Below are 17,558 nucleotides of genomic sequence, written 5' to 3' on the forward strand. Positions count from 1 at the left end.
CCACCGCCATCGCAGGCAAGCCAGCTCCCACATCAGATTTGCTTCGATTCCAAAAGCGGACTCACAGGCGTAATCGCTCGGGGCTTACGAAACACCAACACATTCCCCAGCATCACCAGCACCAACCCCACCAGTGCCGGGGCCGTCCACTGGTAGCCCTCGACCAGCGCCGAGACGTTCAGCGCCACCACCGGGAACAACACCGTGCAATACGCCGCCCGCTCCGGGCCCATACGGCCGACCAAGGTCAGGTAGGCGGTAAAGCCGATCACCGAGCCCGGGATCACCAGGTACAGCAACGAACCGATATAGCGGGTGTTCCATTCCAGTTCAAAAGGAATGCCCTGGATCACGCAGTACAGCGCCAGCATCGACGCGCCGTAAGCCATGCCCCAGGCGTTGGTGGTCAACGGCTTGAGCCCGGCTTTCTGTTGCAGGCTCGACAGCATGTTGCCCGCCGAGAAACACATCGTCCCCAGCAACGCCAGGCCCAAGCCCAATAGCGTCTCGGGGCTGGCGGTATGCCCGGCCAGTTCCGGCCAGAACAACAAGCCCAGGCCGAGCAACCCAAGGCCGCCGCCCAGCAACACATTGCGCGCGACTTTCTGGCCGAAGAACACTCGGGCATTCAACGCATTCCACAGCGTCGCGGTGGAGAACACCACCGCCACCAGGCCACTGGGGATCCACTGGCTGGCCGTGAGGAAGCACATGAAGTTCACGCAAAACAGACACAAACCCTGGGCCAGGCAGATCAAGTGCCCGCGCCGGTTCATCACCTGCAATTTGCGACTGAGCAGCAGCAACACAAACAGCACCAGCGCTGCCAGGCCGAAGCGATAGACGATGGAAACCGGAATTTCCACCACGCCCAATTGCCACTTGAGGGCGATCCAGGTGGTGCCCCAGATCAGCACAGTCAGTAAATACAGGGAAAGGTTCATGGCGCACTCCGGTGGTTGAGCCACAGTGTCGCCCTGCCCTGATGCTGCGCACTTGCAGATTCTTGCGCTTTTGTCAGGCCGAGGGATCACAGCACCAACTGCCGGGAGTAGGATGCAAGGCGTCCCAGAGAACGAATTATGCCTACCCTGGAAACCCTGCAAGTCTTTCAAGCCCTCAACCGCTCGCCCAACGCTCGCCTTGAGCTCAGCGCCGAGCTTGGGGACGGCTTGTCTGCGGCTTTGTGGAGCAACCACCATGATGCCCAGGACTACGAGGCGCCCAGCCATCACACCCTGTCCTGCTACGTGGGCGGTGGCACCGAGACATTTCGGCGCGGCCAGCCCGGCACCAAGGGTGGCCCTGACAAATTGTGCATCCTGCCCGCCGAGCATCAGTCGGCCTGGGTGATCAACGGCGAGATCCGCCTGGCCCATGTGTATTTCAGCGCGGAGCAATTTGCCCTGGGTTGCGTCACCCTGCTGGACCGCGAGCCCCGGGCGCTGCAACTGCGCGAAAGTACGTTCCTGGAAGACCCGCAGCAAGCCCGGCGCTTTCACCAGTTGATTGGCCTGAACTGGCAGGAACCTGCCGAACGCCTGCTGACCAGTAGCCTGGCCCATGAAATGCTCAGCCACACCCTGCTCAGCCAGGTCGGCCTGCGTGAAGGCTTGCGCCTCAAGGGTGGCCTTGCTGCGCATCAACGCCGGCAGTTGGTGGACTACATTGAGCAGCAACTGGCCGAGCCGATCAGCCTGGGGCAACTGGCCGGATTGTGCGCGTTGTCGGAGTACCACTTTGCGCGGATGTTTCGCGAAAGCTTCGGCTTGCCGCCTCACCAATATGTACTGGCCCGCCGCCTGGCTCGGGCGCAGGTGATGTTGCGCAGCGGGTTACTGCCGTTGGGGGAGATCGCCCTGGCGTGCGGATTTTCCAGTGCCAGCCACTTTACCAACCGGTTTCGCCAGGCGATGGGGGCGACACCGGGGGAGTATCGGCAGGCGTTCCAACCCTAACCCTGAACATACACGCATCCCTGTAGGAGCGAGCTTGCTCGCGAAAAACCTGAGGGCAATGCGGGGAGTCAGGTTCCCCGCGTTATCGTTAACGACCTTCGCGAGCAAGCTCGCTCCTACAAAGGATCGTCGCCAGTCGATCCTCCAGAGCCTTGATCCGACTGCCCTCCACCACATAGTTATTGGTCAGCATCGAAAACACCAACCGCCGCCCACCCGCATCGGTGATGTAGCCCGTCAACGAAGACACCCCACCCATCGAGCCCGTCTTGGCCTGCAGGTTGTCTTGCGCCGCTGTCCCGCGCAGGCGGTAACGCAGGCTGCCGCCATTCAGGCGATCCGGGTTGCCGGCAATCGGCAGCGCGTCGTACCAGGCGTTGAACCACGGCTGTTTGCCCATGGCCAGCAGCAGGTCGGTGAAGTTCTGCGCCGACACCAGGTTACGTCGCGACAAACCCGAGCCGTCCACCTGATTCAACGTCGCCGGATCCATGCCCTGGCGGCGCAGAAAATCCGCAACCGCCACCACACCCGCAGCCGCCGTGCCGGCATTCGCCTGTTTGCGCCCCATGGCCTTGAGCAGCGCTTCGGCCATGCTGTTGTTGGACAGTTTGAGCAAGGGCCTGATCAGTTCCTGCAACGGCGCCGACTCATGTACCGCCAACACGGTTGCCACCTCTGGACTCACGCCGCCGATCACCCGCCGGCCCTGCACAGTGATCCCCTGCTCCGCCAAGGCCCGCTCAAACAGATTGGCCACCAGTTGCGTCGGCTCCCAGACGCTGACCCATTGACGGCTTTGCGTCCCCGGCTGCAAGGCGCCGCTCAGGCGCAGCAGGTTGCTGCCGTGCTGGCGATTGAGCCCATAGCTGTTACCCGGGCCGCTGACCGCCAGGTTGCTCAGTTGCACATAATCAGTGGCCGGACTAAGGCTGACACTCACTGCTTGGCCGATTGCCGCGGGCGCCCTGGCCGTGACGATCAAGGTGCCCGCATCAAAATCGGCATTGGGCGACACCGTCAACGCGGAGATCTGCGCGCCGTAATATTTGTCTTCATCGTCATGGGCCCAATCGACGCCCAGGCGCTCGGCGTCGAACCAGCTGTCATCGAACACCAGATCCCCCGTCACCTGCCGGATGCCCTTCCCGGCCAGCTTCGCCGCCAGCGCCTGGTAGTCCGCCCACTGGATCGTCGGGTCGCCCAGGCCACGCAGGTACAGATTGCCCATCAGGCGCGCGCCTTGTTGGCGGCCATTACTCAGCAACTGTGTGGAAAACCGATACTGCGGGCTCAGTACATCCATGGCCGCCGCCGTGGTCAGCAGCTTCAGGCTGGAGGCCGGCACCAGCCGTGTCCGTGGGTTGTGCTGGTACAGCGTGCTGCCACTGCGGGCATCGCGCACCATCAATGAAACGCTGGCGCCCGCCAGGGCCGGATCGGCCAGTAACCGGTCCAGCGCCTGCTCGCGGGTTGTCGAAGGCGTGGCACAGCCCCCCAACAACAGGCTCATGCCCACCAGCATGGCGCGGGTGTGTATCCATCGTCCCAACTGCATCAACACGTCCTGGCGATCAACAAAGAGCGCAACGCTAGCAGCTCAGGCCGCCAGCGTCATCGCCGATGGTCAGAACTCCAGGGTGCTGGACAACGACACCTGGCGTGCATCGCCCATGGACACAAACAAACGGCTGACGGCCGAGGTGTAGTAGGTACGGTCAAACAGGTTCTTCACGTTGAGCTGGAACTTGACCTTCTGCCCGTCGACCCGGGTGTCATAGGTGGCAAATGCATCGGCCACGGTGTAGCCCGGCAGGTCGAAGCTGTTGAGGGCATCACCGGCACGTTCGCCCACGTAACGGGCACCCGCACCGACGCGCAGTTGATCGCCACCCACGATCGTGCCGAAGTCATACACGGCGGATAAAGCCGCCGTATTTTTCGCCACGTTTTGCAGGTTCTTGCCCTTGTAGGTCAGGTCTTCGGTGACTTCTGCATCGGTGTAGGCATAACTGCCGATGAGGCTCCACTGGTCAGTCAATTGCCCGCTCAGGTCCATCTCCAGGCCACGGGAGCGCACTTTGCCGGCGACACTGTAGATCGAGGTCGCACCCTCGGTGATCGACACCAGCACGTTGCGCTTGTGGATATCAAACAACGCGACGTTGGCGGTGATGCGCCCCGGCATATCGAGCTTGGCTCCCAGTTCCCAGGACTTGGACTGTTCCGGGGCGATGCTGCCGTCAATCACCATCTTATTATCCAACGGCGCGATGGTGGAGTTGGGCTTGAACGATTCGGTGTAGCTGCCATAGAACGACAACTCATCGGTGTAGCGGTACACCAGGCCGGCGCGGGGCACCCACTTCTGGCCGTTGCTGTCGGTGTTGGCGGTAAACGGGCGGCCCTTGCCGGCGTACTGGTCGTACGCCTGGAAGCGTGCGCCACCGACCAAGATCCACTGGTCGGTCAGGTGGATCGCGTCCTGAAAAAACACGGAGTCGCTGCGCAGCAGGTCGGTCTGGTTGCTGTCCGGCGCACTGACGGTAGTGCCCGCCACTTCGCGGCCATACACCGGGTCGTTGTAATTGAACACGCTGCGGCTGGCCTGGCGGATCAGGTCGGCGCGGTAGATCTTGCGGTACTCGTCATCCAGGCCGAACACCAGGTCATGGCGCATGCCGGCCACGTCCACCTTACCTTCGAGGCTGACGGTGGTGAAGCGGTCGGTGGTCAGCGCGCCCTGGGTGCCGTCCATATTGCGATTCAAGGTGCCATTGGCGTTGACCTTGCTCACGCGCACCTGGCTGGCGTCGTAGGTTTCGCGGTTCCAGCTATAGCCGAAATGGGCCTTCCAGTCGTCGTTCAGATCGTGGTCGACCTCGAAGCGATACAGGTCGGAACGGCCTTCCATATTGTTGAACGGCTCGTCCAGGCGACGCGTGGCCGGGATGTCCAGCGGGTGATTGGTCTTGGGGTCGATGGCCGTACCACGGTCGAACGGCGAGAGGAACTCACGGTGCTCGTAGGCCAGCAATACCTTGGTGTTGTCGCCGTACCAGGCCAGGGAGGGGGCGATCACGCTTTCACGGTAAGTGCCGAAGTTGCGCCAGTAATCTTCGTCCTGATGGTCGACGATCAACCGGTAAGCCAGGCCGCTGTCGCCAATCGGGCCGGTGGTGTCGAGGGTGCCGCCGCTGCCGTTCTTGCCGCTGCCATAGGTCGAGCCACGCACGGTCAGCGCGGTGGATGGGGTCAACTCGGGTTTCTTGCTGACAATATTGATCACGCCGCCCGGGTCCTGGATGCCATACAGCAACGACGCCGGGCCCTTGAGCACTTCGACACGCTCGGCGGTTTCGTTCAGCGCCCGGCCCTGCACCACGGGCATACCGTCGCGCATGACCGAACCGTTACGGTTGTCGCCAAAACCGCGCAACATCACCGCATCCTGGGTACTGCCCAACGTATTGGCCTGGGTGATGCCACTGATATTGCCCAAGGCATCATCGAGGTTGCGCGGCACCTGGTCGCGCATCACCTGGGCCGGCACCATGTTCACGGTTTGCGGGGTTTCCAACAGCAATCCCTGGGAACGCATCACCGAACTGGTGGGCGGCGGCTGGTAGCTGTTGGTTTGCTGCGGGTTGACGCCACTGATGGTGGTGGCCCCCAGGTTCAATGCGCCTTCGGTGGGTGCCGGCTCCAGCGCCAGGGTGCGCGCGTCGATCTGGCGCAAGGTCAAGCCGGTATTGCCCAGCAAGCGCTGCAGGGCCTGGGCCGCACTCATCCGCCCGCTGACAGCCGGGGCGTTGAGGGTGTAGGGGGCTTCGTCGGTATAAACCACGCTGATGCCGGTCACGCGGCTGAAATCGCTCAGGGCCTGGGGCAACGGTTTGGCCTGGAGCGCGAAGTTGAAGAGCGTGCTTTGCTGCTGCGCATCTGCCGCCTGCGCCAGGCTCAAGGGCAATATTGCCAGACTTGAAGCGACCAGAAAGGAGGCTCCCAGCCACTGTTTAACCGAACCGCCTGCCGCCGACTTTGCCCTGGACTTCATGCTTGAGCACCCGTGTAGAAAACGCCGTTAATGCGAATTGATCGCAGTTTCAAGCACTACACGGATGGCGCGGGGTTTTACCTCAGGTGAAATTGAAAATAATTTCACCGTCAGCCTTTGTTCTTGTTTTTCGCCCCGCCCTGACGGGCCTTGAAGCGCGGGTTGGACTTGCAGATCACATAGATCCGCCCCCGACGCTTGACGATCTGGCAGTCACGATGACGGTTCTTGGCTTCTTTGAGTGAGGACAGCACTTTCATGGGGGAGGCTCCTGGATATGAATGTAATAACATATCATAAATACAAATAAGAACCGTTATCAACTTTCTTTCAGTTATCCGCTATTCCTGTGGGAGGAGGCGTTTTTGTTAGCGGACGACGATCAGACGGCCCAGCACGCTGTGCTGCTCAAAACCCAGCACCGCCTGCAAGGCCTTGAGCACCGCCTCGGGGTCGTTGCTCGGGAAGCTGCCGCTGACCCGGCGGGCGCCGAGTGCGTCGTTGAGCAGCAGGATACGGCCGGGGTAATAGCGGGAAAGGTCTTTGACCACATCGGCCAAAGGGGTCTTGTAGTAATTGAGCCAGCCATCACGCCAGGCCATGCGCGCTTCGCTGTTCACCGCATGCATCTCGTCGGCCACACCCTCGCTGTAGGCCACTTGCTGGTCGGCCGTCAGAATCTGCTGAGTACCCTGCGCCGACGGTTTGACCCCCACCCGCCCCGACAACACGGTCACCTGGGCGCCCGCCGGTTGCAGGCGCACTTCAAACTGCGTGCCCAGTACCCGCGCTTCGCCGCTGCCGGCGTGCACCACAAAAGGCTGGCCGGTGTGGGTGACGCTGAAAAAACCGGCGCCACGGCGCAGTTGGATCTGCCGCTCGCCGTGGCGAAAATCCACGGCAATCGCACTGTCGGCATCCAGGGTGACCTGGCTTTGATCGGCCAGGATCACGGTTTTGACTTGCCCAGGCAAGCTGACGTAATCGGCGCCCAGGTCATCGACCCAGCGCTGCGGCTGCCAGCCCGCGCCCATCGACACCATCAACAACAGACATGCCGCCAGGGCCAAGGCCCCCGACCAGCGGCGCACACGGGAGCGCTTCGCGGCGTCCATGGCCTTCAGGTAACGCTGCAAAGCCAAGGCGTCTTCGTCGGCCAGGGTGCTCGCCGGCACCTCGCTCAATTCCCACAACACCTGCGCCTGGGCATACGCCTCGACGTGGGCCGGGTCGGCACGCAGCCAGCGGCTGAACGTGGCCTGGTCGCCACTGCTGGGCGCATCGTGCAGCAGGCTGAGCCAGGCCAGGGCGGCCTGTTCCTGGGCGGGTGTCGGGGTGGTGGTCACGGTGCTTTCCCTGGCGAACGTGGCGGATGGGCTTCCCGAAGGCTGGCTTTGCAGGCTTCGAGAGCGCGCATCATATGTTTTTCCACAGCGCTTTGGGACAGGCCCATGGCCTTGGCGATTTCGGCGTACTTGCGCCCGTGGATCCGGTTGAGCAAAAAAATCTGCCGCGTGCGTTCCGGCAAACGGCGCAGCGCCGCTTCGACATGGCGCAGGTCGTTACCGGCCTCCAGCGCGGCCTGGGGCTCGCAGCCAGAATGATCCTGCTGCTCCGGCAGCCAGCCTTCATTGCCGCGCACCCGCGCGCCTTCGCTGCGCAGGTGGTCGATGGCGATATTGCCGGCGCAGCGCAGCAGGTAGGTGCTCAGTTCCTCAACCTGCACCAGGGGCCGGCGCCAGAAACGCAGGAACAAATCCTGCACCAGGTCCGCTGCCGTCGCACGGCAGCCTACCCGGCGGCTGACCAAGGCCTCCATCTGTGAACGCTGGGACAAAAACACCTGCAGGAAATGTGCGCGCCCGCCCGACGATTCGGCGCGGGGGTGATCCTGGGATTCGGGCGGCGTGGTGATCATCAAGGCGGCTCAGAGGGTCGCGAAGGCCGCAACGGGGCTGGCCAGCAGGCCGACGCCCGCCAGGATCAGGGCCAGCCTTGGCCGATAGGGCATCAACAACACCAGCAACAGCGCACTGAGCATCAGCACCGCACACCAGTCCACCAGCCCGCGACTCCAACCAGCCGCCTGCACTGCCGGCCAGATCGACACCAGCAACAGCAGCCAACCGCCCAAGCGCAAACCCAGGCGCCGGCGTGGCGAAGGTTTGCTGTGCAGCAACTCGCCGTGATGGCGATCCAGGGACAGGCACAGCGCGGTGAAGCCCGCATAGCACAACAACAAGGCCAACAACATCAGTTCACCTCGCCTTTGAGCGTCAACGGCCGGGCGCGCTCGGCCTTGGGCTGCGCGGCGCTGCGGAGTTGCATCTTCCAGGCCGCCCAAGCCAGGAACAGGCCACTGCCCAGGCAGGTCAGGTCAAAGCCGGCCATCGCCCAATCGCCCTTGGCCAGCGACACGCCCAAGTGTTCGGAGGTAGTCAGCGCGTTAAGCAGCGGCACGCCGATAAACAGCAAGGCACCCACCGCCAATTGTTCGACCCAGGCCCGGCGGCCACGGCGCAGCATGGCGTGCAGCAGGGTCAGGCCCCAGGCAATAAAGAAGCCCTGCACTTCCCAGTCCGAACGTTCGGCGAAGTTCGCAGGCAGCAAGCGATTGGCCCAGAAAAACACGGCGATGGCGATGACCAGCCCGGACATGCTGGCAACGTTCAGCACCTCCACCAGGCGCAGCTCAAACGGCATCACTCCGGTTTTTGCGTGCTTGAGCTGACGCTTGCCCAGCCAGATCACCAGGCCGGTGCCGATCATCGCCGTACCCGCCAGGCCACAGATAAAGTACAGCCAGCGCAGCACCGGGCCGGCGAAGTGGCCCATGTGCAAGCCGTAGAAACTGCCACCAATCGCCATCGGCAGCGACTGTTCGGCACTGACGCGCAGCACCTCACCGGTGGTGCCATTAAAGGACACGGTGCTGCCGAACTCATGCACCACCCGGTCAGAGCCGGCGCGGGAAACATTGACCGAGGCATTCACATCGCCTGGGTTGTTCACCGCCAAGCGCCCTACATGCCCACCGTCCCACTGCGCCCGAGCCTGCTCCACCAACGGCGCCAACGGCAGCAGTTTGCCCGGTTGGCCGAGAGCCGGCGCGTTGTTGGTGGCCGGGAACAGTTCATTGAAGAATGCACGGGTGTTGCCGTCATAAGAGGCAAGAATGCTGGCCGGCATGACCATCGTCATGAAAATCACCAGGCTGCTGTAGGTGATCATCAGGTGGAACGGCAGCACCAGCACACCGACCGCGTTGTGCCCGTCGAGCCAGGAGCGCTGGCCCTTGCGCGGGCGGAAGGTGAAGAAGTCCTTGAAGATTTTCTTGTGGGTGATGATCCCGGTGATCAGCGCGACAAACATCACCATCGCCGCGATGGTCGACAGCCAGCGGCCCCAGGGATGGGGCATCTGCAACTGGAAATGGAACCGATAGAAGAATTCGCCGCCCATGGTTTCACGGGCCTGGAGTTGCTCGCCGGAAACCGGGTCGAGCAGTTTTTCGATGAAGTTACCGCGTCGGCCTGGGTCGATCTTGTCTTGCCACATCACCGATAAACCAGGCTCGCGACCGTTGGGCAGGTTGATAAACCAACGCGCGGCCGTGGGTGCGTGCTGTTCCAGATAGCTTTGCGCCACGGCCAGGCTGCGGGCATCGTCCACCGCATGGGCCGGCACTTCCGGCTGCATCCAGTGGGTGATTTCATCCTTGAAGTAAGCGAGGGTGCCGGTGAGGAAAATCGCGAACAGCAACCAGCCGAAAATCAACCCGGCCCAGGTGTGTAACCAGGCCATTGCCTGACGGAAACCCTCTTTCATGGGTGCGCCATCCAATAAGCCAGGCCAGCCAGGGTGGCCAATATCGCGCTGGGCACCAGCACACCAAACCAGGCACGGGCGGCTGTGCGGCAGGCAAAACACCAGATCACCGCCAGCAGGTAGAACACAAAGGAACTGAGCATGCCGCTGACCACCGCATCGGCACGGGAAATGGGCAGCCATAAGGTCAGGCAGACACTGGCCAGGGACGCCAGCATGTAGCCGCCGACGACAGCGGCCAACAGCCGCGAGGTCACAGCAAGACGATAAGAAAGAGGAAGTGAGGCTTTGCGTTTCATGCCGAAGGCGCCTGGTTCATCAGGGCTGCGAGTTTAATGATAAATATTCTCATAAGCAAAAGAGAACGGATTAACAGAGCGACGAACATCAAATGTGGGAGCTGGCTTGCCTGCTCCCACAGGGTTCTGTTGCGGCTATAAAGCCCCCATCGGTCTCCTGCTGATTGCCGAATGCCACCTCGCAACCCTACAATGCGAACAATTCTCGTTACCTACAGCATGCAGATGCTGCCGGAGTGTTCGCGTTGCGGCCGTCCAATACCGTCGAAGTCCTGTATCACGACCATCACCTCTGGCTGACCGGCTGGTTGCGACGCAAGCTCGGCTGCCCGCAAAGCGCCGCCGACCTGACCCAGGACACGTTCATCCGTGTACTGACGGCACGTGACACACCGACGCTGATCGAACCGCGTGCCTTCCTGACGACCATCGCCAAACGCGTGCTGTTCAACCATTACCGCCGCCAGGACCTGGAACGCGCCTACCTCGACGCCCTGGCGCAGATGCCCGAGCACGTTGCGCCTTCGGAAGAAGACCGGGCCATCATCCTGCAAACCCTGATGGAGCTGGACCAGTTACTCGACGGTTTGCCAGTGCTGGTCAAGCGCGCCTTCCTGCTGGCCCAACTCGACGGCCTGACTTATCCACAGATCGCTGCCGAACTGGGGATCTCCATCGCCACCGTCAAACGTCATCTGAATAAAGCCGCCATGCGCTGCTACTTTGCCCTATGAACCCCGCCGCGAACTTCTCGACCCAGGTCGCCGAACAGGCGGTGCAGTGGCTGATGCAAATGCAGCAAGGCCCGCTCAACCCGCGCCAGCAGGCCAATTGGCAACGTTGGCTGGACGCCCACAGCGAACATCAACGGGCATGGGAGCATATCCAGCGGGTCAACCAGCGCCTGCGCGGGATGCCATCGCCCTTGGCCCATGCGGCGTTGAACGCACCGAAATCCAGCAGCCGGCGCCAGGCGCTGAAACTCCTGCTGATCCTCGGTGTCGGCTCCGCCGCGACCTGGGGCCTGCGCCAGCAACACCTGATCCCGCCGCTGAGCGCCGACTACCGCAGCCCCCTCGGCCAGCGGCGCAAGGTGCAACTGGCCGAAGGCAGCCAATTGCAACTCAATACCGCCAGTGCGGTGGACGTGCAGTTCGATGGCCCACAACGCCTGATCCGCCTGCTCGAAGGCGAGATATTACTGCGCGCCAACACCCCGTTGCAGATCATCACCGGCCAGGGCATCGTCACCACCCAGGCGGCACAGGTGAATGTGCGCCAGTTCAACGATCACACCCAAGTGGCAGTGCTGGACGGCCAGGTGGAGATTGCACCCAGGTCCTACAGCGGCCTGCCCCTGACCCTGGAAAAATCCCGCCAGGCCAACCTCACCCGCAAAGGCTGGGATACGCCGCGCCTGACCGATGCCAACACTGGCGCCTGGGCCGACGGCATGCTGGTGGCGTCGCACATGCGCCTGGCCGATTTCCTCGAAGAACTGAGCCGTTATCGCCGCGGCCAATTGCAGTGTGACCCGCTGGTGGCCAACCTGCTGATCTCCGGCAGCTACCCGCTGGACGACAGCGAACGCATTCTGGACCTGCTGCAAATCAGCCTGCCGGTCAAAGTCCGGCGCTTTACCCGTTACTGGGTCAGCGTCGAAGCCCGTGCATGAATTATTTTCTGCAAACGTGAGCCGTTTTCCCGATCTCGCGTGACAGACAAGGAAAGCCACCCGGATTCCCTTCTCTCAGGAACGTTCTTCATGCCCCAGCAACCGACTCGCCTGACGCCACTTGCCCGTACCCTGCGCCATTTGTTGCTGGGCGCCAGCCTCAGTTTCAGCGCCCTGCCCTACGCCATGGCGGCCGAGGCCAAGCCTTATCACATCGCCCCGTCATCCCTGGAGGCGGCGCTGAATCAATTTGGCCGTGAAGCCGGCGTGCTGATTTCCTTTGGCTCGCAAGTGACGGCCGGGGCGCAAAGCCAGGGCCTGACGGGCAACTACACCACTGAAGAAGGCTTGAATGCACTGCTCAAAGGCAGCGGCCTGCAAGCCCGCGCCGAGGGTAACAATGCCTACAGCCTGCAACCGCTGAACGCCCCGGCCACCCTGGAGTTGGGTACCTCCAATGTGGTCGGCGACTGGCTGGGCGATGCCGCGCAAACCAATGTCTTCGAACACCCCGGCGCCCGTGATGTGATCCGTCGCGAAGAGTTCGAGCGCCAGGGCGCCACCCAGGCCCGCGATGTGCTCAACCGCATTCCCGGGGTCAATGCTCCGGAAAACAACGGCACCGGCAGCCACGACATGGCGCTGAACTTCGGCATTCGCGGACTCAACCCGCGCCTGGCGTCACGTTCGACCGTGTTGATGGACGGGATCCCGGTGCCCTTCGCACCGTATGGCCAACCGCAACTGTCGTTCGCGCCGATCAGCATGGGCAACATGGATGCGGTGGACGTGGTGCGCGGCGGCGGCGCCGTGCGTTACGGGCCGCAGAACGTCGGCGGCGTGGTCAACTTCGTGACCCGGGCGATTCCCGATGCGCCGACCGTCAAGGGTGGCCTGCAGACCGAGACCAGCCCGTCCTCCAGCCATGATGGCTTCAAGACCACCGGCAACCTGCTGGCGGGCGGCACCGCCGACAACGGCCTGGGCGGCGCGATTCTGTATTCCGGCACCCGTGGCGGTGACTGGCGCGAACACAGCGACACACAAATCGACGACCTGATCCTCAAGGGCAACTACCAACTGGATGAGGCCAACAGCTTCAATGCCATGGCCCAGTACTACGAAGGTCAGGCCGATATGCCCGGCGGCTTGAGCACTGCGGCCTACAAGGCGGACCCGTATCAATCCACCCGCCCCTACGACAAGTTCTGGGGCCGCCGTACGATGTTCAACGTCGGCTATCGCTACCAGGAAGACCGCCGCGAATTCACCGTCAACAGTTTCTTCACCAAGACCTTGCGCAGCGGTTATCTGGACCAGGGCAGCTTCCTCTCGCTGTCCCCGCGCGAGTATTGGGTACGCGGCCTGGAAACACGCCTGGCGCAAGGCTTCGACCTCGGCCCGACCAGCCATGAAGTGGGCATCGGCTACCGCTACATCAACGAAGCCGGGCACGAATTGCGCTACCGCACGCCGATCAGCGCCAACCAGCAATTGCCCAACACCGACAGCCGCAACGACCGCGATACTCGGGGCGGCACCGAAGCCAATGCGTTCTTTGTCGACGACCGGATTGATATCGGCAAGTGGACCGTGACCCCTGGCATCCGCTACGAAATGATCAAGTCGCAACAGACCAACAACCTGACCAACGTCAAATACAAGGGCGACTACAACACCGCCTTACCAGCGTTGAACGTGCTCTATCACCTGACCGACGACTGGAACCTGTACGCCAACACCGAAGGTTCCTTCGGCAGCGTGCAGTACAGCCAGATGCCCAACCGTGTGAGCAGCGGCGCGGTCAAGCCAGAAAAGGCCCGCACCTGGGAAGTCGGCACGCGCTACGACAACGGTGCGCTACGTGCGGAAATCGGCGCCTTCCTGATCAACTTCGACAACCAGTATGAAAGCAACCAGACCAACGACTCGGTGATCGCCCGGGGCGAAACCCGCCACCAAGGCATCGAGTCCAGCCTCAACTACGCCCTCGACGGTTTGAGCCCGGCGCTGGCCGGTTTTGATGTGTACGCCAGCTATGCCTACGTCGATGCAACCATCCGCGAAGACGGCCCGAACAAAGGCAACCGCGTGCCGTTCTCGTCCAAGCACAAAGGCACCCTGGGCGTGGGTTATACCGAAGGCCAATGGAAGTTGAACCTGGACAGCACCTACCAGAGCAGCCAGTTCGCCGACAACGCCAACACCCAGGCCGAAAGCGCTGATGGCAGCACCGGGCGCATCCCCGGCTACATGCTGTTCAGCAGCCGCGCCGCCTATGATTTCGGCCCGCAGTTATCAGATTTGAATGTGGCGGTGGGGGTGAAGAACATCTTCAACACCCAGTACTACACCCGCTCGTTTGACGACAACAACAAGGGCAAATACGTGGGTGAGCCGCGTACGGTGTACGTACAGACGTCGGTCGCGTTCTGACGGCCGGACTACCGGCTTTTTGTAGGAGCGAGCTTGCTCGCGAAAAACCTGAGGGTAATGCGGGGAATCAGGTTCCCCGCGTTATCGTTGACGCCCTTCGCGAGCAAGCTCGCTCCTACAGTGAAGCGTTCATCAGATACAAAAAAACGGGCCTGCATCTGCAGGCCCGTTTATTTGGGGTTGAAAAACACTCAGCAATCAGCTGTTAAGCGCAGCCTGTTCGTTTTCCAGGAATTCCTCTTCAAGCCCGGCATCATCGACTTGGTTGTTTGGCGTGCTTTTCTCTGCACGCGGCTTGCCCTGCAGCCTGCCGAACAGATTACTCAGCGCGTGTTCCAGCTTGGTGGCCGCCCCGTCGATCGCCTGTTCCAGGGTGTCGGCTTTCTGAAGCACCGAAATCGGTTGATGACCCTTTGGCCGCGCTTCCAGGCGGCAACTCAAATCGTGGGGGCCCGGCTTGTCGCCGTTCTCATCGCGCAGGTAAACCTCGACGCGGGTCAGGTCTTCTTCATAACGTTCGAGCGTGCTCTCAATGGTAGTACGTACCCACTCCTCCAGTCGGATGCTGCTTTCAATATGGTTGTCGCTGTTGACTTGGATTTGCATAGTGTTTCCCTTATTTCAGCTAGCTCGCCAGAGGTCACAACTGCAACACCGATGCGGTGAAACCATGACCTCTTGATTACACAATTGAGCACCTGACGGAACAATTCAACCCCTTTGCAAAGATAAATCCCACATTACAAATTAAGTCTGACAACCGCCCAAAGCGCTGTTATCGTCGGGAGTTGGGTACATCCTCCTACCTCAATAAATCCTCACAATTGCCCCTCTCCCAAGGGGTGCAATCCGCGAAAGATCCCCGCCTCTTCCACCAGCCAGTCATGCACCGCACGCACGCCCGGATGATTCAGTGCGCCTGGGGCATAGAGCAGCACATAACGTTTGTGATTCGGCACCGCGAGGCCGAACGGCACGATCAGGGTGCCACGCTCCAATTCGTCATTGAGCAGGGTTCTTCGGGCAATCGCCACGCCCATGCCGGCAATGGCCGCTTCGATGGTCAGGTGATTACGGTTGAAGGTGTGACCGCGCCGCACATCAGCGTCGTGATAGCCGATAGCGTTCAGGTAAAACTCCCACTCGGCGTACTCATAACTCCCACGCCAGGCGGTGATGTCGTGCAGCAGCGGGAAATGGGCCAGGTCGGCCGGCCCGTGCAGCGGCGGGCGCCCGCGCAACAGGCTCGGTGCACATACCGGGAATATCTGTTCGTCGAGCAAGGCTGTGGATAACAAACCAGGATAACTGCCGTCGTTAAGGTCGATGGCCAGGTCGAAGTCGCCTTCGTGCAGGGCAATGCTGCTGTCTTCAGCCACCAGGCGCAGTTGGATATCCGGGAAGCGCTGCTGCAAACGGGGCAAACGCGGTGTCAGCCATTTACCGAGGAAGGACGGAATGGAGCGCAGGCGCAAGGTACCGCTGATCATCCCCGCATCCAGGCGCTGCAACTCGGCATCGATGCTGCCGTAGGCCTCGCTCACCGTGATCGCCAAGCGCTGCCCCTCGGCACTCAATTCCACGCCGCGCGCGCGTCGATGAAACAGGCGAAAGCCCAGACGCTCTTCCAATTGGCGAATCTGCTGGCTGACCGCCCCTGGCGTGATGTGCAGTTCTTCGGCGCAACGGGTGAACGACAAATGCCGCGCAGCGCAGGCAAAGACGTGCAGCCAGACATAGGTCTGGGCATGAAGCGGGCGAGCCATAGAGTTTAGTCCTGCTAAAGGGTGTCTTAGGATAATTCGTTGGTCAGTGCCGATCTAGAGGCTCAGTATCGCGCCAATTCCGCTTGTCCTACAAAACATGGCAGCGATTCCTACTCCATTGCTTGTAAGGCTTTAGCATGGCTATCAGCGTTTTTGATCTATTCAAGGTCGGCATCGGCCCGTCCAGTTCCCATACCGTGGGCCCCATGCGGGCAGCGGCCACCTTCGCCCAGACCCTGATAGACCAGCAATTGCTGGAGCAAACCCAGCGCGTTGAAGTACGCCTGTACGGTTCTCTGTCCGCCACTGGCGTGGGCCACGCCACCGACCGGGCCTGCGTGATGGGGTTGATGGGCGAATGGCCGGATCGGGTTGACCCTACCTCGATCGGGCCGCGTATCCAGCAGTTGCGCGAATCAGGCCGATTGTTGCTTGCCGGTACCCAAGAAATCTCCTTCAACTGGCAGCACGACCTCCTGCTGCTGGAGGAAAGCCTGCCCTACCACCCCAACGCCATGTCCCTGCATGCCTACGGGACAGACGGCCTGTTGAGCGAACAGACCTACTACTCGGTGGGCGGTGGTTTCATCATCGAGGCCGCGGAAGCCGAGTCGGGCATTGCTCCCACAAGCGAAGTCGAACTTCCCTACGATTTTTCCAGCGCCGTTGAACTGCTGGCCCTGTGCAACAAACACGGCCTGCGGGTTTCCGAATTGATGATGGCCAACGAGCGCGCCTGGCGCAGTGACGCAGACATCCGTAGCGGCCTGCTGCATATCTGGTCGGTGATGCGCGAATGCGTCGAGCAAGGCCTGCGCGACGAGGGCATCTTGCCCGGCGGTCTGGATGTGCCGCGTCGTGCCGCCAAGCTGCACCGCAGTTTGCTGGAAATCGGTAAACCGAATGTGATCACTTCAACCTTGTCGGCGATGGAATGGGTCAACCTGTTCGCCCTCGCCGTCAACGAAGAAAACGCCGCCGGTGGGCGCATGGTCACCGCCCCCACCAACGGCGCAGCCGGGATCATCCCGGCGGTGTTGCACTACTACATGAAATTCAACGCCGACGCGTCTGATGATGATGTGGTCAATTTCTTCCTGGCGGCGGCCGCCGTCGGCATCCTGTGCAAGAAAAACGCCTCGATCTCCGGCGCCGAAGTCGGCTGCCAGGGCGAGGTCGGCTCGGCTTGCGCCATGGCCGCTGCGGGCCTGGCGGATATTCTCGGCGCCACCCCTGAGCAACTGGAAAACGCCGCTGAAATCGGCCTGGAGCACAACCTCGGCCTGACCTGCGACCCGGTAGGCGGCCTGGTCCAGGTGCCGTGCATCGAGCGCAACGCGATTGCCGCCGTCAAAGCCATCAACGCCACGCAAATGGCCCTGCGCGGTGACGGCAAGCACTTTATCTCCCTCGACCGGGTAATCCGCACCATGCGCGATACCGGCGCCGATATGCATGACAAATACAAAGAAACTTCACGGGGCGGCCTGGCCGTGAGCTGGGTGGAATGCTGAGGAGCATTCCCTGACCGCCCCAACG

16 protein-coding genes and 1 pseudogene are annotated in these 17,558 nt (G+C 61.8%); 5 read left to right on the forward strand and 12 right to left on the reverse strand.

The window, feature by feature from the left end:
- Positions 1-32 precede the first annotated feature (32 nt).
- Positions 33-944, reverse strand: coding sequence for a DMT family transporter (locus tag H097_RS04285; protein WP_032857640.1), 912 nt, complete (start codon positions 942-944; stop codon positions 33-35).
- Positions 945-1,082: 138 nt separating this feature from the next.
- Between H097_RS04285 and H097_RS04290 the strand changes: the two genes are divergently transcribed.
- On the forward strand, positions 1,083-1,958 hold the full coding sequence (locus tag H097_RS04290) for an AraC family transcriptional regulator (RefSeq protein WP_032857641.1): 876 nt from the start codon (positions 1,083-1,085) through the stop codon (positions 1,956-1,958).
- Positions 1,959-1,979: 21 nt separating this feature from the next.
- On the opposite strand, the pseudogene H097_RS28595 reads toward H097_RS04290, so the two are convergent.
- The 9 genes and pseudogenes from H097_RS28595 to H097_RS04330 form a co-directional block, all read right to left on the reverse strand.
- Positions 1,980-2,066, reverse strand: a pseudogene (locus tag H097_RS28595) (outer membrane lipoprotein carrier protein LolA); the annotation flags it as partial.
- Complete coding sequence (gene dacB / locus H097_RS04295) at positions 2,047-3,516, reverse strand: D-alanyl-D-alanine carboxypeptidase/D-alanyl-D-alanine-endopeptidase (RefSeq protein WP_032857642.1); 1,470 nt, start codon at positions 3,514-3,516, stop codon at positions 2,047-2,049. The pseudogene H097_RS28595 and the gene dacB, both read right to left, overlap by 20 nt.
- Before the next feature lie 69 nt (positions 3,517-3,585).
- On the reverse strand, positions 3,586-6,015 hold the full coding sequence (locus tag H097_RS04300) for a TonB-dependent receptor (protein WP_032857644.1): 2,430 nt from the start codon (positions 6,013-6,015) through the stop codon (positions 3,586-3,588).
- A 110-nt stretch (positions 6,016-6,125) separates the two neighbouring features.
- Complete coding sequence (gene ykgO / locus H097_RS04305) at positions 6,126-6,275, reverse strand: type B 50S ribosomal protein L36 (protein ID WP_020297337.1); 150 nt, start codon at positions 6,273-6,275, stop codon at positions 6,126-6,128.
- Positions 6,276-6,383: 108 nt separating this feature from the next.
- Positions 6,384-7,361, reverse strand: a complete 978-nt coding sequence (locus H097_RS04310; protein ID WP_032857648.1) for a FecR family protein — start codon at positions 7,359-7,361, stop codon at positions 6,384-6,386.
- On the reverse strand, positions 7,358-7,936 hold the full coding sequence (locus H097_RS04315; protein WP_032857649.1) for an RNA polymerase sigma factor: 579 nt from the start codon (positions 7,934-7,936) through the stop codon (positions 7,358-7,360). The genes H097_RS04310 and H097_RS04315 overlap by 4 nt, the downstream gene beginning before the upstream one ends.
- Before the next feature lie 6 nt (positions 7,937-7,942).
- On the reverse strand, positions 7,943-8,269 hold the full coding sequence (locus H097_RS04320) for a DUF3325 domain-containing protein (RefSeq protein ID WP_032857652.1): 327 nt from the start codon (positions 8,267-8,269) through the stop codon (positions 7,943-7,945).
- The gene (locus tag H097_RS04325; protein WP_032857654.1) at positions 8,269-9,843 is read right to left on the reverse strand and encodes a PepSY-associated TM helix domain-containing protein; all 1,575 of its coding nucleotides are present in this window, start codon (positions 9,841-9,843) and stop codon (positions 8,269-8,271) included. The genes H097_RS04320 and H097_RS04325 overlap by 1 nt, the downstream gene beginning before the upstream one ends.
- On the reverse strand, positions 9,840-10,142 hold the full coding sequence (locus H097_RS04330) for a DUF3649 domain-containing protein (protein ID WP_032857655.1): 303 nt from the start codon (positions 10,140-10,142) through the stop codon (positions 9,840-9,842). Before H097_RS04330 ends, H097_RS04325 begins: the two co-directional genes overlap by 4 nt.
- 245 nt (positions 10,143-10,387) lie before the next feature.
- On the opposite strand from H097_RS04330, the gene H097_RS04335 reads away from it, so the two are divergent.
- The 3 genes from H097_RS04335 (at position 10,388) to fecA (ending at position 14,253) form a co-directional block, all read left to right on the forward strand.
- On the forward strand, positions 10,388-10,876 hold the full coding sequence (locus tag H097_RS04335; RefSeq protein ID WP_032857658.1) for a sigma-70 family RNA polymerase sigma factor: 489 nt from the start codon (positions 10,388-10,390) through the stop codon (positions 10,874-10,876).
- Positions 10,873-11,817 (forward strand): FecR family protein, encoded by a 945-nt coding sequence (locus H097_RS04340; RefSeq protein ID WP_032857660.1) that lies wholly within the window; start codon positions 10,873-10,875, stop codon positions 11,815-11,817. Before H097_RS04335 ends, H097_RS04340 begins: the two co-directional genes overlap by 4 nt.
- A 90-nt stretch (positions 11,818-11,907) precedes the next feature.
- The gene (gene fecA, locus H097_RS04345) at positions 11,908-14,253 is read left to right on the forward strand and encodes a TonB-dependent Fe(3+) dicitrate receptor FecA (protein WP_032857662.1); all 2,346 of its coding nucleotides are present in this window, start codon (positions 11,908-11,910) and stop codon (positions 14,251-14,253) included.
- 198 nt (positions 14,254-14,451) lie between these two features.
- Here the strand turns inward: fecA and H097_RS04350 are convergent, their stop codons facing one another.
- Positions 14,452-14,859 carry an HPF/RaiA family ribosome-associated protein gene (locus tag H097_RS04350; protein ID WP_032857663.1) on the reverse strand — a complete coding sequence of 136 codons (408 nt, stop codon included), beginning with the start codon at positions 14,857-14,859 and terminating at the stop codon, positions 14,452-14,454.
- A gap of 212 nt (positions 14,860-15,071) precedes the next feature.
- Positions 15,072-16,019, reverse strand: coding sequence for a LysR substrate-binding domain-containing protein (locus tag H097_RS04355; RefSeq protein ID WP_032857665.1), 948 nt, complete (start codon positions 16,017-16,019; stop codon positions 15,072-15,074).
- 137 nt (positions 16,020-16,156) lie between these two features.
- Here H097_RS04355 and H097_RS04360 point away from each other — a divergent pair, with 137 nt between their 5' ends.
- Positions 16,157-17,533, forward strand: a complete 1,377-nt coding sequence (locus tag H097_RS04360; protein WP_032857666.1) for an L-serine ammonia-lyase — start codon at positions 16,157-16,159, stop codon at positions 17,531-17,533.
- The last annotated feature ends 25 nt before the right edge of the window (positions 17,534-17,558 follow it).

Origin of the sequence: Pseudomonas sp. FH4, assembly GCF_000510915.2 — a bacterium.
Classification (GTDB): Bacteria; Pseudomonadota; Gammaproteobacteria; order Pseudomonadales; family Pseudomonadaceae; genus Aquipseudomonas; species Aquipseudomonas brenneri.

What these genes read in the sequence shown, in the direction of transcription:
- H097_RS04285 (WP_032857640.1), bottom strand. Translation starts at nt 944, where the DNA reads ATGAACCTTTCCCTGTATTTACTGACTGTGCTGATCTGGGGCACCACC.
- H097_RS04290 (WP_032857641.1), top strand. Translation starts at nt 1,083, where the DNA reads ATGCCTACCCTGGAAACCCTGCAAGTCTTTCAAGCCCTCAACCGCTCG.
- dacB (WP_032857642.1), bottom strand. Translation starts at nt 3,516, where the DNA reads ATGCAGTTGGGACGATGGATACACACCCGCGCCATGCTGGTGGGCATG.
- H097_RS04300 (WP_032857644.1), bottom strand. Translation starts at nt 6,015, where the DNA reads ATGAAGTCCAGGGCAAAGTCGGCGGCAGGCGGTTCGGTTAAACAGTGG.
- ykgO (WP_020297337.1), bottom strand. Translation starts at nt 6,275, where the DNA reads ATGAAAGTGCTGTCCTCACTCAAAGAAGCCAAGAACCGTCATCGTGAC.
- H097_RS04320 (WP_032857652.1), bottom strand. Translation starts at nt 8,269, where the DNA reads ATGTTGTTGGCCTTGTTGTTGTGCTATGCGGGCTTCACCGCGCTGTGC.
- H097_RS04325 (WP_032857654.1), bottom strand. Translation starts at nt 9,843, where the DNA reads ATGAAAGAGGGTTTCCGTCAGGCAATGGCCTGGTTACACACCTGGGCC.
- H097_RS04330 (WP_032857655.1), bottom strand. Translation starts at nt 10,142, where the DNA reads ATGAAACGCAAAGCCTCACTTCCTCTTTCTTATCGTCTTGCTGTGACC.
- H097_RS04340 (WP_032857660.1), top strand. Translation starts at nt 10,873, where the DNA reads ATGAACCCCGCCGCGAACTTCTCGACCCAGGTCGCCGAACAGGCGGTG.
- fecA (WP_032857662.1), top strand. Translation starts at nt 11,908, where the DNA reads ATGCCCCAGCAACCGACTCGCCTGACGCCACTTGCCCGTACCCTGCGC.
- H097_RS04350 (WP_032857663.1), bottom strand. Translation starts at nt 14,859, where the DNA reads ATGCAAATCCAAGTCAACAGCGACAACCATATTGAAAGCAGCATCCGA.
- H097_RS04355 (WP_032857665.1), bottom strand. Translation starts at nt 16,019, where the DNA reads ATGGCTCGCCCGCTTCATGCCCAGACCTATGTCTGGCTGCACGTCTTT.
- H097_RS04360 (WP_032857666.1), top strand. Translation starts at nt 16,157, where the DNA reads ATGGCTATCAGCGTTTTTGATCTATTCAAGGTCGGCATCGGCCCGTCC.